Source organism: Glycomyces sp. NRRL B-16210, from assembly GCF_000719515.1.
Taxonomy (GTDB): Bacteria; Actinomycetota; Actinomycetes; order Mycobacteriales; family Micromonosporaceae; genus Glycomyces.
Map to the genome: position 1 here is coordinate 250398 of NZ_JOGR01000007.1, position 15958 is coordinate 266355.

Below are 15958 nucleotides of genomic sequence, written 5' to 3' on the forward strand. Positions count from 1 at the left end.
TCCTGACGTGCGTCTGATCGAGACCGAAGCCGCGGCGCGGCTCGGCGAAGCCCGGAAGGGCTTCAGCCGGGCCGCGCTGTCGGCCGTCTACGGGCCCGAAGCCCTCGCCGATGCCGACCGCGGCGACTTCCGGGCCCTGCTGCACCGCGCCGGCGAGGACCGGCTCGGGGTGTGGACCCGCCTGTTCGTCATCGGCGTGCCCGTCCCCGCCGCCGCGGCCGCGGCGGCCTTCGCGCCCTTCACGATCGACGAGGCCCTCTCCTGCGGCCTGCTCCTCGCCCACGGCGATGCGGTCACCGCCGGGTGGGGCGCCCAGTTCGACGGCGAGCGGCTGCTGTTCTCCGACCAGCTGCCGAACACCACCGGCGCCAGGACCCGCGACCACGTGGTCGGCGTCGGCGGCGCCTCGAAGCTCCTGCTCGACGCGACCTCGCGCGAGAGCGTCGGCAGCGCCCTCGACCTCGGCACCGGCTGCGGCGTCCAGGCGCTCGCCCTCGCCGGGCACGCCGCGCGCGTGACCGCCACCGACCTCAGCGAGCGTGCGCTCGCCTTCGCCGCGCTCAACGCCGCCGTGAACGGCACCGAACTCGAACTGCTGCAAGGCGACCTGCTCGCGCCGGTGGCCGGCTGCCGCTTCGACCTCGTCGTCGCGAACCCGCCGTTCGTGATCGCCACGCCCGGCGGCGGCTGGACCTACCGCGACGCGGGCCGCGAAGCCGACGGGATCGCCGCCGAACTCGCGGCGGCCGCGCCGGGACTGCTGAATCCGGGCGGGACGATGCTGTTCCTCGCCAACTGGCTCCACCGCGACGGCGAACCCTGGGCCGAACGCGTGGCCGGCTGGTTCCCCGATGCGGGCCTGCGGGTCTGGGCGGTCGAACGCGAGGTGCTCGACCCGCTCGACTACGTCCGCACCTGGCAGCGCGACTCCGGCGAGAGCGACGACGCCGATCAGGCCGCCGCCTGGCTCGACTGGTTCGACGCCCGAGGCGCAGAAGGGGTCGGCTTCGGCCTCGTCGGCGTCCGCCGGATCGAGGGCCCGACCGAGGTCGTCTGCGAATCGGTCCGCCACGCCGTCGAGACCCCTTGGGCCGACCGCGTCCGGGACTGGTTCGCGCTGCGCGCGGCCGATCTCGGACCCGAGACGCTGTGGACCGCGAAGCTGCGCGTCGCCGACGGCGTCGCGCTCCAGCAGAGCGCCGCGCCCGGCCCCGAAGGCTGGGACGTGGACCGCCAATGGCTCCAGCAGTCGAACGGGATGCGCTACGCCGAGGAGGTCGACCCCCTCGTCGTGGCGTTCATGGGCGCGTGCGACGGCACCGCCGAAGTGCGCCTTCAGGTCCAGCTCCTGGCCGACACCTACGGCGCCGAGGCCGCGATGCTGTACGCCCAGCTCTACCCGGTGATCCGCCGCCTGGTCGAACGCGGCTTCCTCGCCCTCGATTGATCGAACTTCATGCGGTCGGTCGCCCGAGGTGATCGATCTGGAGGCGGCGCAGACGCTCCGCGGGCTCGCCCTGGCGGGACCGGGGTCCGCTCAGGACCGCAGGTAGGCCAGGACCGCCTTGACGCGGCGGTGGTGGTCGCCGTCCTCGCTGCTGAGCGCCAGTTTCGTGAAGATGTTGCGGATGTGCTTCTCGACCGCGCCGTCGGAGATGAAGAGCTTCTTGCCGATCGCCTTGTTCGAGTGGCCTTCGGCCATGAGCCCCAGGACCTCCCGCTCGCGCGGGGTGAGGGTCGCGACCGGGTCGTTCCTGCGGCGCCGGACCATCAGTTGGCTGACCACCTCGGGGTCGAACACGGTCCCGCCGCCGGCGACCCGCTTGAGCGAGTCCATGAAGTCGTCCACGTCGATCACCCGCTCCTTGAGCAGATACCCGACCGCGCCCCTGGCGTCGGCGAGGAGGTCGTCGGCGTAGGAGACCTCCACGTACTGGCTCAGGATCAGCACGGGAGCGCCCGGGACCAGTGCCCGGGCGCGGGTCGCGGCCTTGAGGCCCTCGTCGGTGAAGGACGGCGGCATCCGCACGTCCACCACGGACACGTCGGGCCGGTGCTCGGCGACGGCCTCGACGAGCGCGTCGCCGTCGCCGACCTCGGCGACCACCTCGCAGCCGAACTCCTCCAGGAGCCTGACCAGTCCTGACCGGATGAGCACCGCGTCATCGGCGACCACTACCCGCACCGGTCGCCCCGCCTTCCGGCGCGCGCCGCGCCGTTCCCGGGGCCAACGCTGGTCATGTGCACGGAACCTCCACGACGATCACGGTCGGACCGCCGTCGGGGGAGTCGATCGTCCACTGGCCCTCGACGGCCTTGACCCGGTCGGTGAGGCCCGAGAGCCCGTGCCCCTTCGAGACGTGCGCGCCCCCGATGCCGTTGTCGCCGACCGAGAGCACCAGCCTATCGCCCCAGTCCTCGACCGACACGGTCGCTTTGGTGGCCCTGGAGTGCTTCGCGATGTTCGTCAGGCACTCGGCGGTGACGAAGTACACGGTGCTCTCGACCGCGGCCCGGTAGCGCCCGTTGAGGTCCGTCTCCAGCTCGACCGGCACGAGCGAGCGCGCCGAGAGGGCCGCCAGGGCCGCGTCCAGGCCCCGGTCGGTGAGGATCGGCGGGGCGATGCCGCGTGAGAGCGACCGCAGCTCGTCGATGGTCTCGCGCGTCTGCGTGATCGCCGCTTCGAGGGTCTCCTGGGCCGCTTCGGGGTTGACCGCGAGCTGGCGTTTGACGCGGGCGAGTTCCATGCCCAGCCCGACCAGGCGCTGCTGCGGCCCGTCGTGGATGTCGCGCTCGATGCGGCGCAGCGCGTCCGCCTCGGCCGAGGTCGCCGCGTCGCGCGACTCCTCCAACTGGTCGATGCGGTCGTGCAGGCCGCTGATGGAGGTGAGCATCCCCTTGCCGATGAGCGCCTGGGCGAGCGCCATGCCGCGGACGACCGGCACGAGCGTGAGCGCCATGATGATCCCGCCGATGACCGCGAGGACCGACACGGCCAGGTACGAGTCGCCCCAGCCGAGCCAGCGGGTCGCGTACTCCAGGCCGTCGTCGGAGTCGCCCGTGGCGGCCCTGATGATCCACGAGTACAGCGGGTACGTCAGGGCGGCGGCGGTCGCGGCCCACCACGCGATGGCGACCACGAAGCCCGCGATGGCGACCGGCAGGATCGCGACGGCCCACAGCACGTTCAGCCAGGACTGGCCGTCGGTGAGGATCGTCAGGTACCGCCGCAGGCCCGAGGCGCCCTCCTTGGCCCGCTTGTAGCGGGGCCGGGGCAGGTCGCGGTCGAGGACCGCCGGGATCATCGACCGTCCGGCCGCGGCCATGCCGCGCATCGCGAACAGGGTCGCCGCGGCGATGGGCACGCCGATCCAGATGACGGCCGTGCCGACGCCGAGCACGGTGCCGACGAGGCCGATGATGAAAGCGGGCAGGGCGATCGGGAACATCGAGAGCAGGTAGGCGGTGTCGACGCCCAGTTGCCGCAGGGTTGTACGCATGTCTCAACCCTAGAAAGGCCCGAGCGCCCCCGCGACCCGGCCGTCCAGTGTCTTCGCGGTAGGGACAGCCCTACCTTCAGCGCAGGCCGACGCCCTGCCGGCGCGCCGCGCGCGTGGCGATCCCGCCGACGGAGTTGAGCAGGCTCATGATGCAGATGCCGATGACCAGGTTGATCCCGGCGGTGGCGATCTGCGACTGGAGCTCGGCGGCGGCGGTGAACGGGATGAGCACGCCCACCGCGATGACCAGCAGCATGATCCAGTTGAAGAAGCTCATCGGACGCGGCATGAGCATCAGGAGCAGGTGCAGCACGCCCGTCGCGAGGATCGCGGCCCCGAAGGCCCCGAACGCGTAAGTGGTCGTGGTCGCGTCGCCGTAGGCGCCCGCGTCCGACGGCGAGAGGATGTGGACCCCGAGGACGCCGCGGACCAGCAGGATGCCCACGAGCGCCAGGAGCGCGGCGACCACCGCGGTGCCGAACCCGCCCGCCCACAGCTTCCCGGCCTCGACCGACGGCTGCGACGAGGCACGCGGCTCGGGCGCGGCCGGGTACTCCCGCGTCGGTTCCTGGTAGTTGCGGTCCCAGCCGTTCTGCGGTGCCGACATGGCTCCTCCATCCCTTCGGCGAGCCCGCGCGCAGCGCGCGCGGAACCTCGCTGGACGGTCAGACTCGCTGACCCACAGTGACAGTACCCGTGACGGAGCGCTCGAAACCGGTATTTTCGGGCCATGTCGATTCAAAGTCCCGACCGCGCCGCGACCCCAAAAGCTCTTGGGGTTGTCGGCGGCGGCGCGTAACCTGGAGCGGTGTACACCGGTTGCGTCGAATTCGACCTGCTCCTCCCCTCAGACTCCCGCTCCCTGAAGGCCAAGCGCTCCTACGTGCGCCCGATCTGCTCCTCGCTGCGGAAGTACGAAGTGGCCGTCGCGGAGGTCGGCGGCCAGAAACTTCACGGACGCACTACGATCGGCGTCGCCGCCGTCGCCGGGGAACTGCGCCACGTGCAGGACCTCCTCGACACGTGCGAGCGCCACATAGCCGGGCGTCCCGAAGTGGAACTGCTCAGCGCCAGGCGGCGCGTCTTCGGTCCCGAAGACGAATGACCGGCCCCGGCCGAGCCGGCGGTCACCCGCGGCGAAGCGGCCGAGCCGTGGACGAACACCCTCGGCGAGGCTTGCGAGCCGCACGTCAACGACGGCGCACCCGACCAGCGGTGCGCGAGAAGTGGAAGGCAGAAGAGCGATGGCAGACGCGGCGAAGCGGGCCCAGGTGTCCAAGCGGGTCATGGAACTGACCGCCCAGGCGGTGCGCAAACTCAAGGACCCCAGGGTCGGCATGGTCACCATCACCGACGCGCGCATGACCCCGGACCTGCGCGAGGCCACGGTCTTCTACACCGTCATGGGCGACGACGACCAGGTCAAGGACTCCGCGGCCGGGCTCCAGCACGCCACCGGGCACCTGCGCACCGTCATCGGCCGGGCCCTCGGCATGCGCCACACCCCGTCCCTGGCCTTCGTCGCGGACACCGTCCCCGAGCAGGCCAACCGGATCGAGGAACTCCTCGCGAAGGCCGCCGCGGCCGACGCCGAGGTCCACAAGATCGCCGAAGGCGCCGCCTACGCGGGGGACCCGAACCCCTACGTGGTCGACGAGGACGACGAGGAGACGGCGGAAGAAACCACCCGGTGAGCCCGGCCGCCCCCGCCGAACCGGTCCCGGCCCCACCGCGACCGGCCTCCTACCGGCGCATCGCCTCCCTGGCGATCCCCGCCCTGGTGGTCCTCGCGGCGGAGCCGATCTACCTCCTCATCGACACCGCCGTCGTCGGCCACCTCGGCGCGGTGCCGCTCGCCGGCCTCGCCCTCGGCGGCGTCATCATGGGGCTCGCGCCGCTCATCGGCGCGGTCCTCGCCTACGGCACCACCGCCCGGGCCTCCCGCCGCTTCGGCGCGGGGGACCGGGCCGGCGCGGTCGCCGAAGGCGTCCAAGGCACCTGGCTCGCCCTCGCCGCCGGCCTGGTCATGATCGGCGCCTTCCAGTTCCTCGCCGGACCGATCGCCGGCCTCATGGGCGACGACCCCGCCGTGGAGGCCGCCGCCGCGCAGTGGCTGCGCGTCGCGGTCCTCGGCGCCCCGTTCCTCCTCGTCGCAGGGGCCGGACAGGGCTGGATGCGCGCCGTCCAGGACGTCAAGCGCCCCATGTGGTTCGTGTCGATCTCGTTCGTGCTCTCGGCGATCCTCGCCCCGATCCTCGTCTACCCCGTCGGCCTCGGCCTGGTCGGCTCCGCGTGGGCCAACGCCGTCGCCCAGGCCCTCTCGGGCACCCTGTTCCTCCTCGCGCTGCGCCGCGAACGCGTGAGCCTCGCCGTCGACTGGCCGCTCATGTCCAAGCAACTGGTCGCCAACGGCGACCTCATCGTCCGCGGCGTCGCCTTCCAAGTGAGCTCCTTCTCGGCCGCGGCCGTGGCCGCCCGCGTCGGCACCGCCGCCCTCGGCGCCCACCAGATCGGCATGCAGCTGTGGTTCTTCGCCGCGCTGGCCCTGGACGCGGTGGCGATCGCCGGCCAGGCGCTCATCGGCGCCGACCTCGGGGCCGGTCGGCCCGAGGCCGCGAAGGCCTCGGCGAAGCGGCTGACGGTCGTCGGCCTCGGCTACGGCGGGGTGTTCCTGCTGACCGTGCTCGTGTCGCTGCCGGTCCTCCCAGGCCTGTTCACCAAGGACGCCGGCGTCCACGAGCAGCTCGGGTACGTCTGGCCCTGGCTGGTGCTCCTGCTGCCGGTCGCGGGCGTGGTCTTCGCGCTCGACGGGGTGCTCATCGGCGCCGGGGACCTCAAGTTCATGCGGAACATGACGGTGATCGCGATCGCGAGCGGCCTGCCGTTCACGTGGCTCACGCTCCTCTTCGGCTGGGGCCTGACGGGCATCTGGGCGGGCACCGCGGTCTTCATGCTGGTGCGGCTCGGACTCATCCTGTGGCGCTTGCGATCCGGCGGCTGGGCCGTGACCGGCGCCGAGCGCGTCTGAATTCTTTCGTCCCATCATGTGGATTCACGCGAGAATGGGACCTGAACCTTCGTTAAGGTGTCGAGGATGAAGACTGATTCATCGACCCGACGGAAGCGCCGCGCCCGTCCCAATAATTGGGACGAGGAGAAGGCGGAAGCACTGCGCGCCCTCCAGGAGTCCCTCGACCGCCACCAGTAGACGCGGCGCGGAATGCCGTAACGGCCGTCCGGTCCAGCATCGCGCCGCGAGACCGCAGTACCGCGAACACTCCGGAGCCACCCGCGCTCCGGACGCGGTTCGGGCCGCGATTAACGTGTACGACCGTGACCACAGCGCAGCCCGCCGACCCGGCGCAGCCGGGCCTCATCGTCGTCGACAAGCCCCAGGGCATCACCTCGCACGGGGTCGTGTCCCGGATGCGCCGCATCTGCGGCACCCGCAAGGTCGGCCACGGCGGGACCCTCGATCCGATGGCGACCGGCGTGCTCATCGTGGCCGTGGGCAAGGCGACGAAGCTGCTCACCTATGTGTCGGGCCTCGACAAGTCCTACGCCGCGACGATCCGGCTCGGCCTGAGCACCGTCACCGACGACGCCGAAGGCGCTTACGACGGCTGGTGCGGCGACGCGGTCAACGAGACGACCGACGAGGCCATCCAGGCCGGTCTGGCGGCGATGGTCGGCGAGATCGACCAGGTCCCCAGTTCCGTGAGCGCCGTGAAGATCGACGGCAAGCGCGCCTACAAGCGGGTGCGCGACGGTGAAGAGGTCGAACTCAAGGCCCGCCGCATCACGATCGCCTCGATCGAAGTCGGCAACATCTGGAAGACCACCGTCGCCGACGGCGACGGCGACGTGTGGCCGGTCATCGACGTGAACGTCGAGGTCTCGTGCTCCTCCGGCACCTACATCCGCGCGATCGCCCGCGACCTCGGGGCCGCACTCGGCGTCGGCGGGCACCTGGCGGTGCTGCGCCGCACCAGGATCGGTGGGTTCGGCATCGAAGTGGCCGCGACCTTGGAGGCGCTGGCGGAGCGCTCGGAGGCGGGCGAGCCGCTGGGCGCGCTGACGATGGGCGAGGCCGCCGCGCGGCTGATGCCGGTGCGCACCGCGACCGAAGCCGAGGCGAAGGCCCTCTCGTACGGCAAGCCGCTGAAGGCGGCCGGCATCGAAGGGCGCTACGCGGTGCTGAACGAAGCGGGGGACCTCCTCGCGGTCATGACCGAACAAGGCGACACCGCAAAACCCGAAACGGTCTTCGCAGCGGCCTCGTAAACGGCCGGCCGCTTCAAGCCGGCAGAAAATGTCACACCCCGCAGGCACCATTGAAAACTGGGGGCCCAACCCCGAGGGTCCTGTGGACGTTCACGCTGCCCACGCTTCGACTGCCCACCGAGCCGTTTTCGAACACCGGCCACAAAGTCATGTCACACCCCACGGGCACCATTGAAAACTGGGGGCCCAACCCCAAGGGTCCTATGGACGTTCATGCTGCCCACGCTTCGACCGGCCACCGGGCCGTTTTCGAACAGCAGCCCCCAAAGGGATGTCACACCCCACGGGCACCATTGCGAACCGGGGGCCCAACGCCGGAGGTCCCCAGTGCTTTCGGCGTGCGTGCCGATCCTCATCCGAGCTTTGGCGTTCGCACTTCGTCGCGGAAAGCGATCGGGGTCGTTCCCGTCCGCTGCGTGAAGAACTTGTTGAAGTTCGTCGCGCTCGAGAACCCCAGCCGCTCACCGACCCGCGCCGCCGAATCTCCCGAGCACGCCAGCATCCGCTTGGCCTCCAGCACCACCCGCCTGTCCACGAACTCCTTCGCCGGCATCCCCGCCGCCGCGATCGTCGCCCGCGACAGCGTCCTGGGGGAGTACGCCAGCGCCGCCGCGTAATCGCCGAGCCTGCGCGTGTTCGCGAAGTCCCGTTCCACCGCATCCCGAAACGCCAAATACACCTCGCTCGGCTCCGCCTCCGACCCCGCCGCCGCCCCCGGCAGGCTCGCCACCCGCAGCACCAGCACCGCGAGCAGATGCCGCAGCACCTGCGATCGAACGCCCGCCGCCAACCGGTCCGCCGAGTGCTCCCACTGGAGCTGAGTGGTCGCCGCCCGAAGCAGCGCGTGATCCTCGGCCGCCGGGACTCGCACCACCGGCGCGTGCGGGTCGTCCACGCACACCGCGATCGCCGTGTCCGGGTCGAGGCTCCCGGTCGCGAAGCGGATCAGCGTCCCCTCGGCCCCTTCGAGACCATCCCACTGCTGCACCTGTCCCGGCCTGGCCCACAGCCACTGGCCCGGCGCGAGCGCGTACTCCGCGAAGTCCACGCGGTGCGCCAGCGCCCCCGACGTGAGCGTGATCAGGCAGTGCCGGTCGAGCCGCACCGGCCGCGCCGGGTTGCCCCCGCCCGCGCGCAGCCGCGCGAGCGTCAGGATCTCCACCGCGGGAGCGCCCGCGCCGCCCGCGAACGGGCCGGGCCCGCCGCCGGGCTCGGCGCCATCGCCCCCGAACCTGAGGCCCGTTATGTCATCTTGTCGCGTATTCACCAGCATCGACAGGGAGTTTACCCGTTATAGGCGGTTTTCAAGATCGACTTCGATGATTCGGATCATCGTCACCGACGCGACGTACCCTTGCGGCCATGACCGAAAGCAAGACAGTGGACTTCTGGTTCGACCCCGCGTGCCCTTGGGCCTGGATGACCTCGCGCTGGATCATCGAGGCCGCCAAGTACCGCGATCTCGACGTGCGCTGGAACGTCATGAGCCTCTTCGTGCTCAACGAACCCAACCTCGACGAATTGCCAGAGCAGTACCGCAATCTCATGCCGCGCACCCTGCCTGCGGTGCGCGTGGCGACCGCGGTCGCCCAGCAGTACGACAACGAGACCCTCGGGCGCCTCTACACCGCCCTCGGCAACCGCATCCACCTCGGCGGCGAGAAGGACCCCGAGGTCTACATCCCGGCCGCGCTCGAAGCGGTCGGCCTCCCCGCCGAACTCGCCGACGCCGGCAAGGGCGAGGAATGGGACGAGGCCCTGCGCGCCTCCCACCAGCGGGGCATCGGCCTGGTCGGCACCGACGTCGGCACGCCCGTCGTCGCGGTCGAGAACGACGAGGGCGTGCAGGTCGGCCTGTTCGGCCCCGTCGTCACGCCCGCGCCGCAGGGCGAGGCCGCCGCGAAGCTGTGGGACGGCGTCTACGCCGTGACCACCACGCCGGGCTTCTACGAGCTTAAGCGCTCCCGCACCGACGGACCCAGCTTCGACAACCTCACCTTCGACCTCTAAGTCGAACCCGGGTACGGGGCCGGCGCCCACGGGCGCCGGCCCCGTACCGCTTCGCCCGCAAGGTGATTCGCCTCTCGGACGCACGTCTCCAAAGTTCGACATCGCACCGCGCCGCATCGACCGCTCCTCCGATCCCTTCCCGCGCATACGGAACGGGCCCCGCGCGATGCGCGGGGCCCGTCCGTTCGTTTCCGGTTCAGAAGTACTAGCTGACCTGCGACAGCCAGGACTGCTCGGTGCCGCCGGCGGCCTGCCGGTACGGCTCCAGCTCGCGGTCCCAGTCGAGGCCCAGCAGCTGGTCCAGCCCGCCGCGGAGCGCCTCGGCGCTGGTCGTGGTCGCCAGGAGGGCGCGGATGCGGTCCTCGGCGATCATGATGTCGCCTCCGGCGCTCATCGCGACGCGGTGGACGCCGCGGCCGGGGACGTGCATGATCCGCTCGCCGTCGACGCCCGCGCTCGGGTCCTCGGTGATCTCGAAACGCAGCATCGGCCACTGCGCCAACGCCTTCGCGAACTCGGCGCCCATGCCCGCGTACCCGGTCCAGGCGCGCTCGGCGCGCATGGTGCCGCGCTCGGCGTCCTGCTGGTGCCATCCGAGCTTGACGGTCACCGAGCCGTCCAGGACACGGCCGATCGCCCACTCGACGTGCGGGCACACCGCAAGCGGGCTGGAGTGGATGTAGATCACGCCGCGTGTCTGCATCGCGCACCTCCTTGGGAATCGGCGTATCTGAGTACTGGCTCACTCCTTGTGGTCAATTTGTCACGACTTGAAGCCGCCCAACGGGTATCGGCCAGGTCGAGAGGGGGATGAAGTCGAACCCGGCACGCTATTCCGCTCAGTTACATACTGACAGCTTCGAAAGCATCGCGCTAGGCTTAAACGGCTCCGGGCGCTCACTTTTTCGATCATTCGATGCGTCACACCGGGTGCGTGTGCTAGTCGTCGCAGCAGACACCTGAGCTACACTTGCGCATGACCGGCAGACTGTCGGTTTTCTTTTGTGGTCCAACCCAGGTTCAGTGCCCGCCATTCGGGCTGCTCTTCCTGCGTCAGGCCGAAGATCCGTCTTACACGACATGGTGAGGAGACCGGCGTGGCAGCCAACACTTCGAAAACCGCACGCGCTTCCGTCAAGGCCGGACAGAAGTCGGGCGCTGCGGGAGGGCTCAACGTCCTCGGCGAGTTCAAGTACCTGATCCCGCTCAACAGCGGCAAGCACGTGTACCTGCGCAACCTGACCGATGGCAGGACCCTGCACCTGGCCACCGGTTCCGAGGCGTTCACCGAGGCCGTCAAGGCCCTCGCCGCCGCCGGGCACGGCGCCAAGATCAAAGCCGAACTCGAGGCGCTCGCGGCCGAGCTCCCCGCCGAGCAGGGCTGGGACACCACCCTCAAAGGCCTCGAAGAGGCGGACGTGTTCGCCGCCGAGGCCGTCGCCGCCTAGGTTTCGCACCCGCGACGTTCGCGCTCCATGCCCGTGAGGGTATGGGGCGCTTTTCTTTTGCGCCCCTCGAATTGCTCGATCATTTGTTCGATAACGTTATTTCGAGTCCACTCGCATCAGGCCACTGACAACGCGGGATTCCTCCGATCGGGCGATCCCCATTGAGGCGCGCCTATTCGGCGAGATCGGCGGTGCACACCGGATCGGAGGTCGGCGTCTCGTCCACCGCCCAGATCGCGGTGACGTTGAAGCAGTACTCCTCCGACGGGATGAGCCCGCCCGCGCTGAAGCGGGTGTCGGTGGTGCCCTGCGGGTTCAGCGGCTCGGCCCGGTCGTCGCCCACCCGCTGCGCGAAGACGATGTACGACAGCTGCGAGTCCGCCGCGGGCGCCTCCCACGTCAAGGTCACCTCGCCCTGGCTCCACGACTCGATGGCGACGTTCACCGGGGCGCCCTCGCCGTCCGTCCTGGCCTGGTCGAGGTCGTCGAGGTCCTTGGTCGGCGCGAGCAGCCACAGCCACACCGTCATCACCGCGCCCAGCGCCACCGTGATCACCAGGCCCAGAACGACGTACGACTTCAGGCTCCGCTCGTCCTTCGGACGCGGCTGGACCTGCTTGGGCGCCTTGTACGCCTTGGTCTTGCGCTGCTTCGCCCCGTCGCGCCCGATCACCGGCGGCGCGAACACCTGCTGGTCGGGCGCCGCCGACTGCGGGCTCCCCGCCATCGTCCCCTGCGCGGCCTGCGGGTGCCACGGGCCCGGCGGCGGCTGCATGCTCACCGGCGCCTGCGGCGGCGCCGAGTACGGCGCGATGTTCGGCGCGTGCTGCACGGCCCCCTGCGGCGCCCCCGAGAACGGCACGCCGCTGTTCGGCGCCCCTGAGAACGGCGTGGCCGAGACCGGCGGAGCGGACCCGTCCAACTGCGCGTAGCGCGGGTCGACCGCGTGGCCCAGCGCCGAGCTGTACCCGCCCGTCCCGCCGCCGGTCACCCCCGATCCGACCGTGCCCCCGTGCTCGGGCCCCGGCCCGTGTCCCACGGGCGCGAACGGGTCCAACGGCATCCGGGTCCCGCGCGAGGCGACCTCCGGCCGGTACACCGTCTCCTCGTTGCTGATGTCCCCGATGACCTCGGGCGCGGCCGCCTTGCCGACCCCGCCGCCGTACATGCCGCGCTGCAACTCGTCGGCGAACGCCTGGCACGAGGCCGGGCGGCGCGCTGGGTCGCGCGACAGCGCCGACACGAGCAGGCGCTCCAGCCACTCCGGCACGTCCTCGCGCGGCAGCTTCGGCGGCGGCGCGTCGGAGGTCACCCGCTGGCGGTGCGTGTCCGGGTCGGTCCCGCCCTCGGGGTTGGCGAACGGCGCGAACCCGGCGAGCAGGTGCCACATGCTCGAAGCGAGGCTGAACAGGTCGCTCGGCGGCGTCTGGGCCTGGCGCAGCAGCGCCTCAGGGGAGGCGTGCAGCGGCGTGAGCTTGTCGATCGCCGAGGTCGCCGCCAGCCCCGCCGGCGTCCGCGCGATCCCGAAGTCCGCCAGAGCGGGCCCGTACTGGCCGCGGAGTATGTTCTGGGGCTTGACGTCCCGATGCAGGATGTCGGCGTTGTGGGCGGCCTGGAGGGCCTGCCCGATCTTGACGCCGACCTCGATGACGTCCTCGACCGGCAGCGGCCCGCCCGCCTTCATGATCGCCGAGTACGAACCGCCCTCGCAGTACTCCATGACGATGTACGGCTGCCCGGTCTCGGAGTGCCCGGTGTCGATGATGGAGACGATGTGCGGGTGGTTCGACACCGCGACGGTCGCCTCGAGCTCCTTCTCGACCGAGTCGGCGGTGGTCATGTCGTCGTCGACGAGCAGGACCTTGACCGCCACGGTCCGGTCGAGCCGTTCCTGGACGGCGCGGTAGACGAACGCGGTGGACCCGTGCGCGACCATCTCGAAGTCGCGGTAGCCGGGGATGGCCGGGGCGGGGCCGGTGGGGGAGCTCAAGGCGGGGGCTTCCTGTCGTAGGACCGTGCGGGTCCTCGGCTCGCGAGCCGAGGCCGCTTCCATGACAGATTAGCGCCCCGCCTTGAGGAACGCTCAGATGTGTCCGACCGCGCCGTTGAGGAGGTTCGCGACCCGGATCAGGCCCAGGTGCGAGTACGCCTGCGGGTGGTTGCCCAGGCCGCGCTCGGCGATCGGGTCCCACTGCTCGGGCAGCAGGCCGGTCGGTCCCGCGCACGCGATGATCTGCTCGAACAGCTCCTCGGCGTCGGTCCGGCGGCCCACCTGGAGGTACGCCTCGGCGAGCCACGCGGCGCAGATGATGAACCCGCCCTCGGTGCCCGGCAGGCCGTCGTCGCGGTGGTAGCGGTAGACCGTCGGGCCCGACCGCAGCCCGGCCTCGATCCGCAGGACGGTCTTGAGGTAGCGCGGGTCGTCGGCCGGCAGCAGCCCCGACAGGCCGATCCACAGCGAGGCCGCGTCGAGGTCGTCGTCCCCGTACGCCGCCGTGTACGCCCCGATCTCCTCGTTCCAGCCCAGTTCGAGCACGTTCTTGGCGATCTGGTCGCGCAGCTCGGGCCACTCGGGCTTGTACTCCATGCCGAACTGCTCGGCGACCTTCAGCGCCCGGTCCACCGTCACCCAGCACATGACCTTCGAGTACACGTGGTGCCTCGGGGCCTGGCGGGCCTCCCAGATGCCGTGGTCGGGCTCGTGCCAGCGCTTGGCGACGGCCTCGACCATGCTCGACATCACCCGCTCCTCGAACTCCGACAGGTGCCCGCGGCGCTGCGCGACGGCCTCGATGAGCATCGCCACCGGGCCGAACACGTCCAGCTGGACCTGGTTCGACGCGGCGTTGTTGATGCGCACCGGCCGCGCCCCGGCGTAGCCGGGGAGCGTGTCGATGATCGCCTCGGGCGAAGGCGCGAGGCCCTCGATGTCGTAGAGCGGCGCGAGCCGCTCGGGGTGCCCGGCGGTGCGCTCCAGGATCCCGGCGATCCAGCCGAAGAACGACTCCGCCTCCTGGAGCGAACCGAGGTCCACCAGGGCGTTCGCGGTCATCGCCGCGTCGCGGATCCAACAGAACCGGTAGTCCCAGTTGCGGACCCCGCCCAGCTCCTCGGGCAGCGACGTGGTGGCCGCGGCGAGGATCGCCCCGGTCGGCTGGCACAGCGCCTTGAGCGTCAGGGCCGAGCGCGAGACCATCTCCGGCTCGACGCGCGGCAGGCGCAGCGAGTCGGCCCAGTTGCGCCAGCCCGCCTCGGTGGTGCGGCGGCGCACGTGGACCGGCGGGCGCCATTCGGCGAGGTCGTCCATGCCCGAGCGCATCTCCAGCACGAGCGAACCGCCGCGCGCGGCGAGGTCGACCTCGGCGACGGCCAGCGAGTGCTGCCCGTCGTACTCGATGTGCCATTCGACGCCGGGGGACCGCAGGCTGATCGGCTCGCGGCCGCCGAGGACCTTCAGGCCCTCATCGCCGACGGGCTGGAGCTGCACGGGCAGCAGCCCGAACTCGGGCCGGGGCGCGAAGGTGATCTTGACGGGGATCTCGCCGGTGATCTCGCGGACGAGCACGGTGGCGTTGAGGTCGCCGCGCCGCCTGGGGGTCGAGTCGAGCCAATTGGTGATCGTCAGGCCCGCCCAGCGGGTCTCGACGGACATGGTCCCGGCCACGTAGCGCTGGCCGAGCGGGAGCCCGGCGTGGACCGGCTGCACGGTGAAGTGCCCGGCGTGCTCGCCGCCGAGGAGGTCGGCGAAGACCGAGCCGGAGTCGGGCTTGGGGTGGCACATCCAGGTGACGCGGCCGTCGGGGGTCAGCAGCGCGTGGTTGGCGCCGTCGGCGATCATCGTGTGCCGCTCGATGAGCTGGGCCGACTCGCCCTGGAGCCAGGCGCGGCGGGTGTCGACGAGGCTCGCCAGGAGCTTCGCGACGTCCTCGGGGTCGCCGATGCGGTAGGAGGCGCGGGTGGGGCCCGGGCCGATGCGCACGCCGACGTCGGGGCCGTGGAGGTGCGCAAACGCATTCTCGTCGGTGACGTCGTCGCCCAGGAACAGGACCGCGGAGGCCCCCAGTTGGTGCCGGAGCTGGTCGAGCGCGTCGCCTTTGTGGGTGGCGACGACCGAGAGGTCGATGACGGCCTTGCCCTCGGTGGTCTGCACGCCGCTCCAGGTCGAGGGGCCCTCGCGGACCTCCTCGATGGCCTGGAGGGCGTCCTTGTCGGTGGCCTCGCGCACGTGCAGCGCGCATCCGGCGGGCTTGGGCTCGACCCGGGCGCCCTCGTAGCGTTCGGCGATCGCCGACAGCTCTGCGACGATCTTGTCGCGCAGTCGCTGGTCTTCGCTGGAGAGCGCCCGGGTGAAGCCGATGTCGAACTCGGATCCGTGGGATCCGACCAGGTGGATCTCGGAAGGCAGGCGGGAGAGCGCCGCCAGGTCGCGCAGTGCGCGACCGGAGATGACCGCGACCTTCGTCTGCGGCAGGTTCGCGAGCGTCCGCAGTGCTGAGACGGACTCGGGGACCGGCTTGGCCTGCGAGGGGTCGGTGACGATCGGGGCGAGCGTGCCGTCGTAGTCGCACGCGATCAGCAGTTGCGGAACGCGCGCGAGCAGCATGAGGGCCGAGCGCAAATCCTCAGAGGAGCTCAAGTTCTCCGAGGCGAGGCCCTCTGGGCGTGGTGCGGTCATCGTGGCGTATCTCCAACACCGTCGTTGTGAATTGTGTGCGC

14 protein-coding genes are annotated in these 15958 nt (G+C 71.0%); 7 read left to right on the forward strand and 7 right to left on the reverse strand.

Annotated features, from left to right (window positions below; all coding sequences use genetic code 11):
* Positions 1-7 precede the first annotated feature (7 nt).
* Positions 8-1447 (forward strand): methyltransferase, encoded by a 1440-nt coding sequence (locus IF12_RS0111685; RefSeq protein WP_051704272.1) that lies wholly within the window; start codon positions 8-10, stop codon positions 1445-1447.
* Positions 1448-1537: 90 nt separating this feature from the next.
* On the opposite strand, the gene IF12_RS0111690 is transcribed toward IF12_RS0111685, so the two are convergent.
* The 3 genes from IF12_RS0111690 to IF12_RS0111700 form a co-directional block, all read right to left on the reverse strand.
* Positions 1538-2185: a response regulator transcription factor gene (locus IF12_RS0111690; RefSeq protein ID WP_030158258.1), complete on the reverse strand. Its 648-nt coding sequence runs from the start codon at positions 2183-2185 to the stop codon at positions 1538-1540.
* A 52-nt stretch (positions 2186-2237) separates the two neighbouring features.
* Positions 2238-3500: a sensor histidine kinase gene (locus tag IF12_RS0111695; RefSeq protein ID WP_030158260.1), complete on the reverse strand. Its 1263-nt coding sequence runs from the start codon at positions 3498-3500 to the stop codon at positions 2238-2240.
* Positions 3501-3576: 76 nt separating this feature from the next.
* Complete coding sequence (locus tag IF12_RS0111700; RefSeq protein WP_030158262.1) at positions 3577-4107, reverse strand: DUF6069 family protein; 531 nt, start codon at positions 4105-4107, stop codon at positions 3577-3579.
* 201 nt (positions 4108-4308) lie between these two features.
* Between IF12_RS0111700 and IF12_RS0111705 the strand changes: the two genes are divergently transcribed.
* The 4 genes from IF12_RS0111705 (at position 4309) to truB (ending at position 7784) form a co-directional block, all read left to right on the forward strand.
* Positions 4309-4605, forward strand: coding sequence for a DUF503 domain-containing protein (locus tag IF12_RS0111705; protein ID WP_030158264.1), 297 nt, complete (start codon positions 4309-4311; stop codon positions 4603-4605).
* A gap of 139 nt (positions 4606-4744) precedes the next feature.
* On the forward strand, positions 4745-5194 hold the full coding sequence (gene rbfA, locus IF12_RS0111710) for a 30S ribosome-binding factor RbfA (RefSeq protein ID WP_030158266.1): 450 nt from the start codon (positions 4745-4747) through the stop codon (positions 5192-5194).
* Positions 5191-6528: an MATE family efflux transporter gene (locus tag IF12_RS0111715; RefSeq protein WP_030158268.1), complete on the forward strand. Its 1338-nt coding sequence runs from the start codon at positions 5191-5193 to the stop codon at positions 6526-6528. The genes rbfA and IF12_RS0111715 overlap by 4 nt, the downstream gene beginning before the upstream one ends.
* 305 nt (positions 6529-6833) lie before the next feature.
* Positions 6834-7784, forward strand: coding sequence for a tRNA pseudouridine(55) synthase TruB (truB, locus tag IF12_RS0111720; RefSeq protein ID WP_051704273.1), 951 nt, complete (start codon positions 6834-6836; stop codon positions 7782-7784).
* Positions 7785-8136: 352 nt separating this feature from the next.
* On the opposite strand, the gene IF12_RS0111725 is transcribed toward truB, so the two are convergent.
* Positions 8137-9057, reverse strand: coding sequence for a helix-turn-helix domain-containing protein (locus IF12_RS0111725; RefSeq protein ID WP_081913506.1), 921 nt, complete (start codon positions 9055-9057; stop codon positions 8137-8139).
* 89 nt (positions 9058-9146) lie between these two features.
* Between IF12_RS0111725 and IF12_RS0111730 the strand changes: the two genes are divergently transcribed.
* Positions 9147-9794: a DsbA family protein gene (locus IF12_RS0111730; RefSeq protein WP_030158274.1), complete on the forward strand. Its 648-nt coding sequence runs from the start codon at positions 9147-9149 to the stop codon at positions 9792-9794.
* A gap of 205 nt (positions 9795-9999) precedes the next feature.
* Here IF12_RS0111730 and IF12_RS0111735 read toward each other — a convergent pair whose 3' ends face one another.
* Entirely contained in the window at positions 10000-10497 is a 498-nt protein-coding gene (locus IF12_RS0111735; RefSeq protein WP_030158276.1) for a DUF3145 domain-containing protein, read from the reverse strand.
* A 394-nt stretch (positions 10498-10891) separates the two neighbouring features.
* Here IF12_RS0111735 and IF12_RS0111740 point away from each other — a divergent pair, with 394 nt between their 5' ends.
* Positions 10892-11242 carry a hypothetical protein gene (locus IF12_RS0111740; protein WP_030158278.1) on the forward strand — a complete coding sequence of 117 codons (351 nt, stop codon included), beginning with the start codon at positions 10892-10894 and terminating at the stop codon, positions 11240-11242.
* Positions 11243-11414: 172 nt separating this feature from the next.
* Here the strand turns inward: IF12_RS0111740 and IF12_RS24095 are convergent, their stop codons facing one another.
* A complete protein-coding gene (locus IF12_RS24095) occupies positions 11415-13232 on the reverse strand; it encodes a protein kinase (RefSeq protein WP_030158280.1) in 1818 nt (605 codons plus the stop codon).
* A 93-nt stretch (positions 13233-13325) separates the two neighbouring features.
* Positions 13326-15917, reverse strand: a complete 2592-nt coding sequence (otsB, locus tag IF12_RS0111750) for a trehalose-phosphatase (RefSeq protein ID WP_030158282.1) — start codon at positions 15915-15917, stop codon at positions 13326-13328.
* Between the last annotated feature and the right edge of the window lie 41 nt (positions 15918-15958).

Bases quoted from the DNA above. Each gene is read 5' to 3' on its own strand.
- IF12_RS0111695 (WP_030158260.1), bottom strand. From the start codon at position 3,500: ATGCGTACAACCCTGCGGCAACTGGGCGTCGACACCGCCTACCTGCTC.
- IF12_RS0111700 (WP_030158262.1), bottom strand. From the start codon at position 4,107: ATGTCGGCACCGCAGAACGGCTGGGACCGCAACTACCAGGAACCGACG.
- rbfA (WP_030158266.1), top strand. From the start codon at position 4,745: ATGGCAGACGCGGCGAAGCGGGCCCAGGTGTCCAAGCGGGTCATGGAA.
- IF12_RS0111725 (WP_081913506.1), bottom strand. From the start codon at position 9,057: ATGCTGGTGAATACGCGACAAGATGACATAACGGGCCTCAGGTTCGGG.
- IF12_RS0111730 (WP_030158274.1), top strand. From the start codon at position 9,147: ATGACCGAAAGCAAGACAGTGGACTTCTGGTTCGACCCCGCGTGCCCT.
- IF12_RS0111735 (WP_030158276.1), bottom strand. From the start codon at position 10,497: ATGCAGACACGCGGCGTGATCTACATCCACTCCAGCCCGCTTGCGGTG.
- otsB (WP_030158282.1), bottom strand. From the start codon at position 15,917: ATGACCGCACCACGCCCAGAGGGCCTCGCCTCGGAGAACTTGAGCTCC.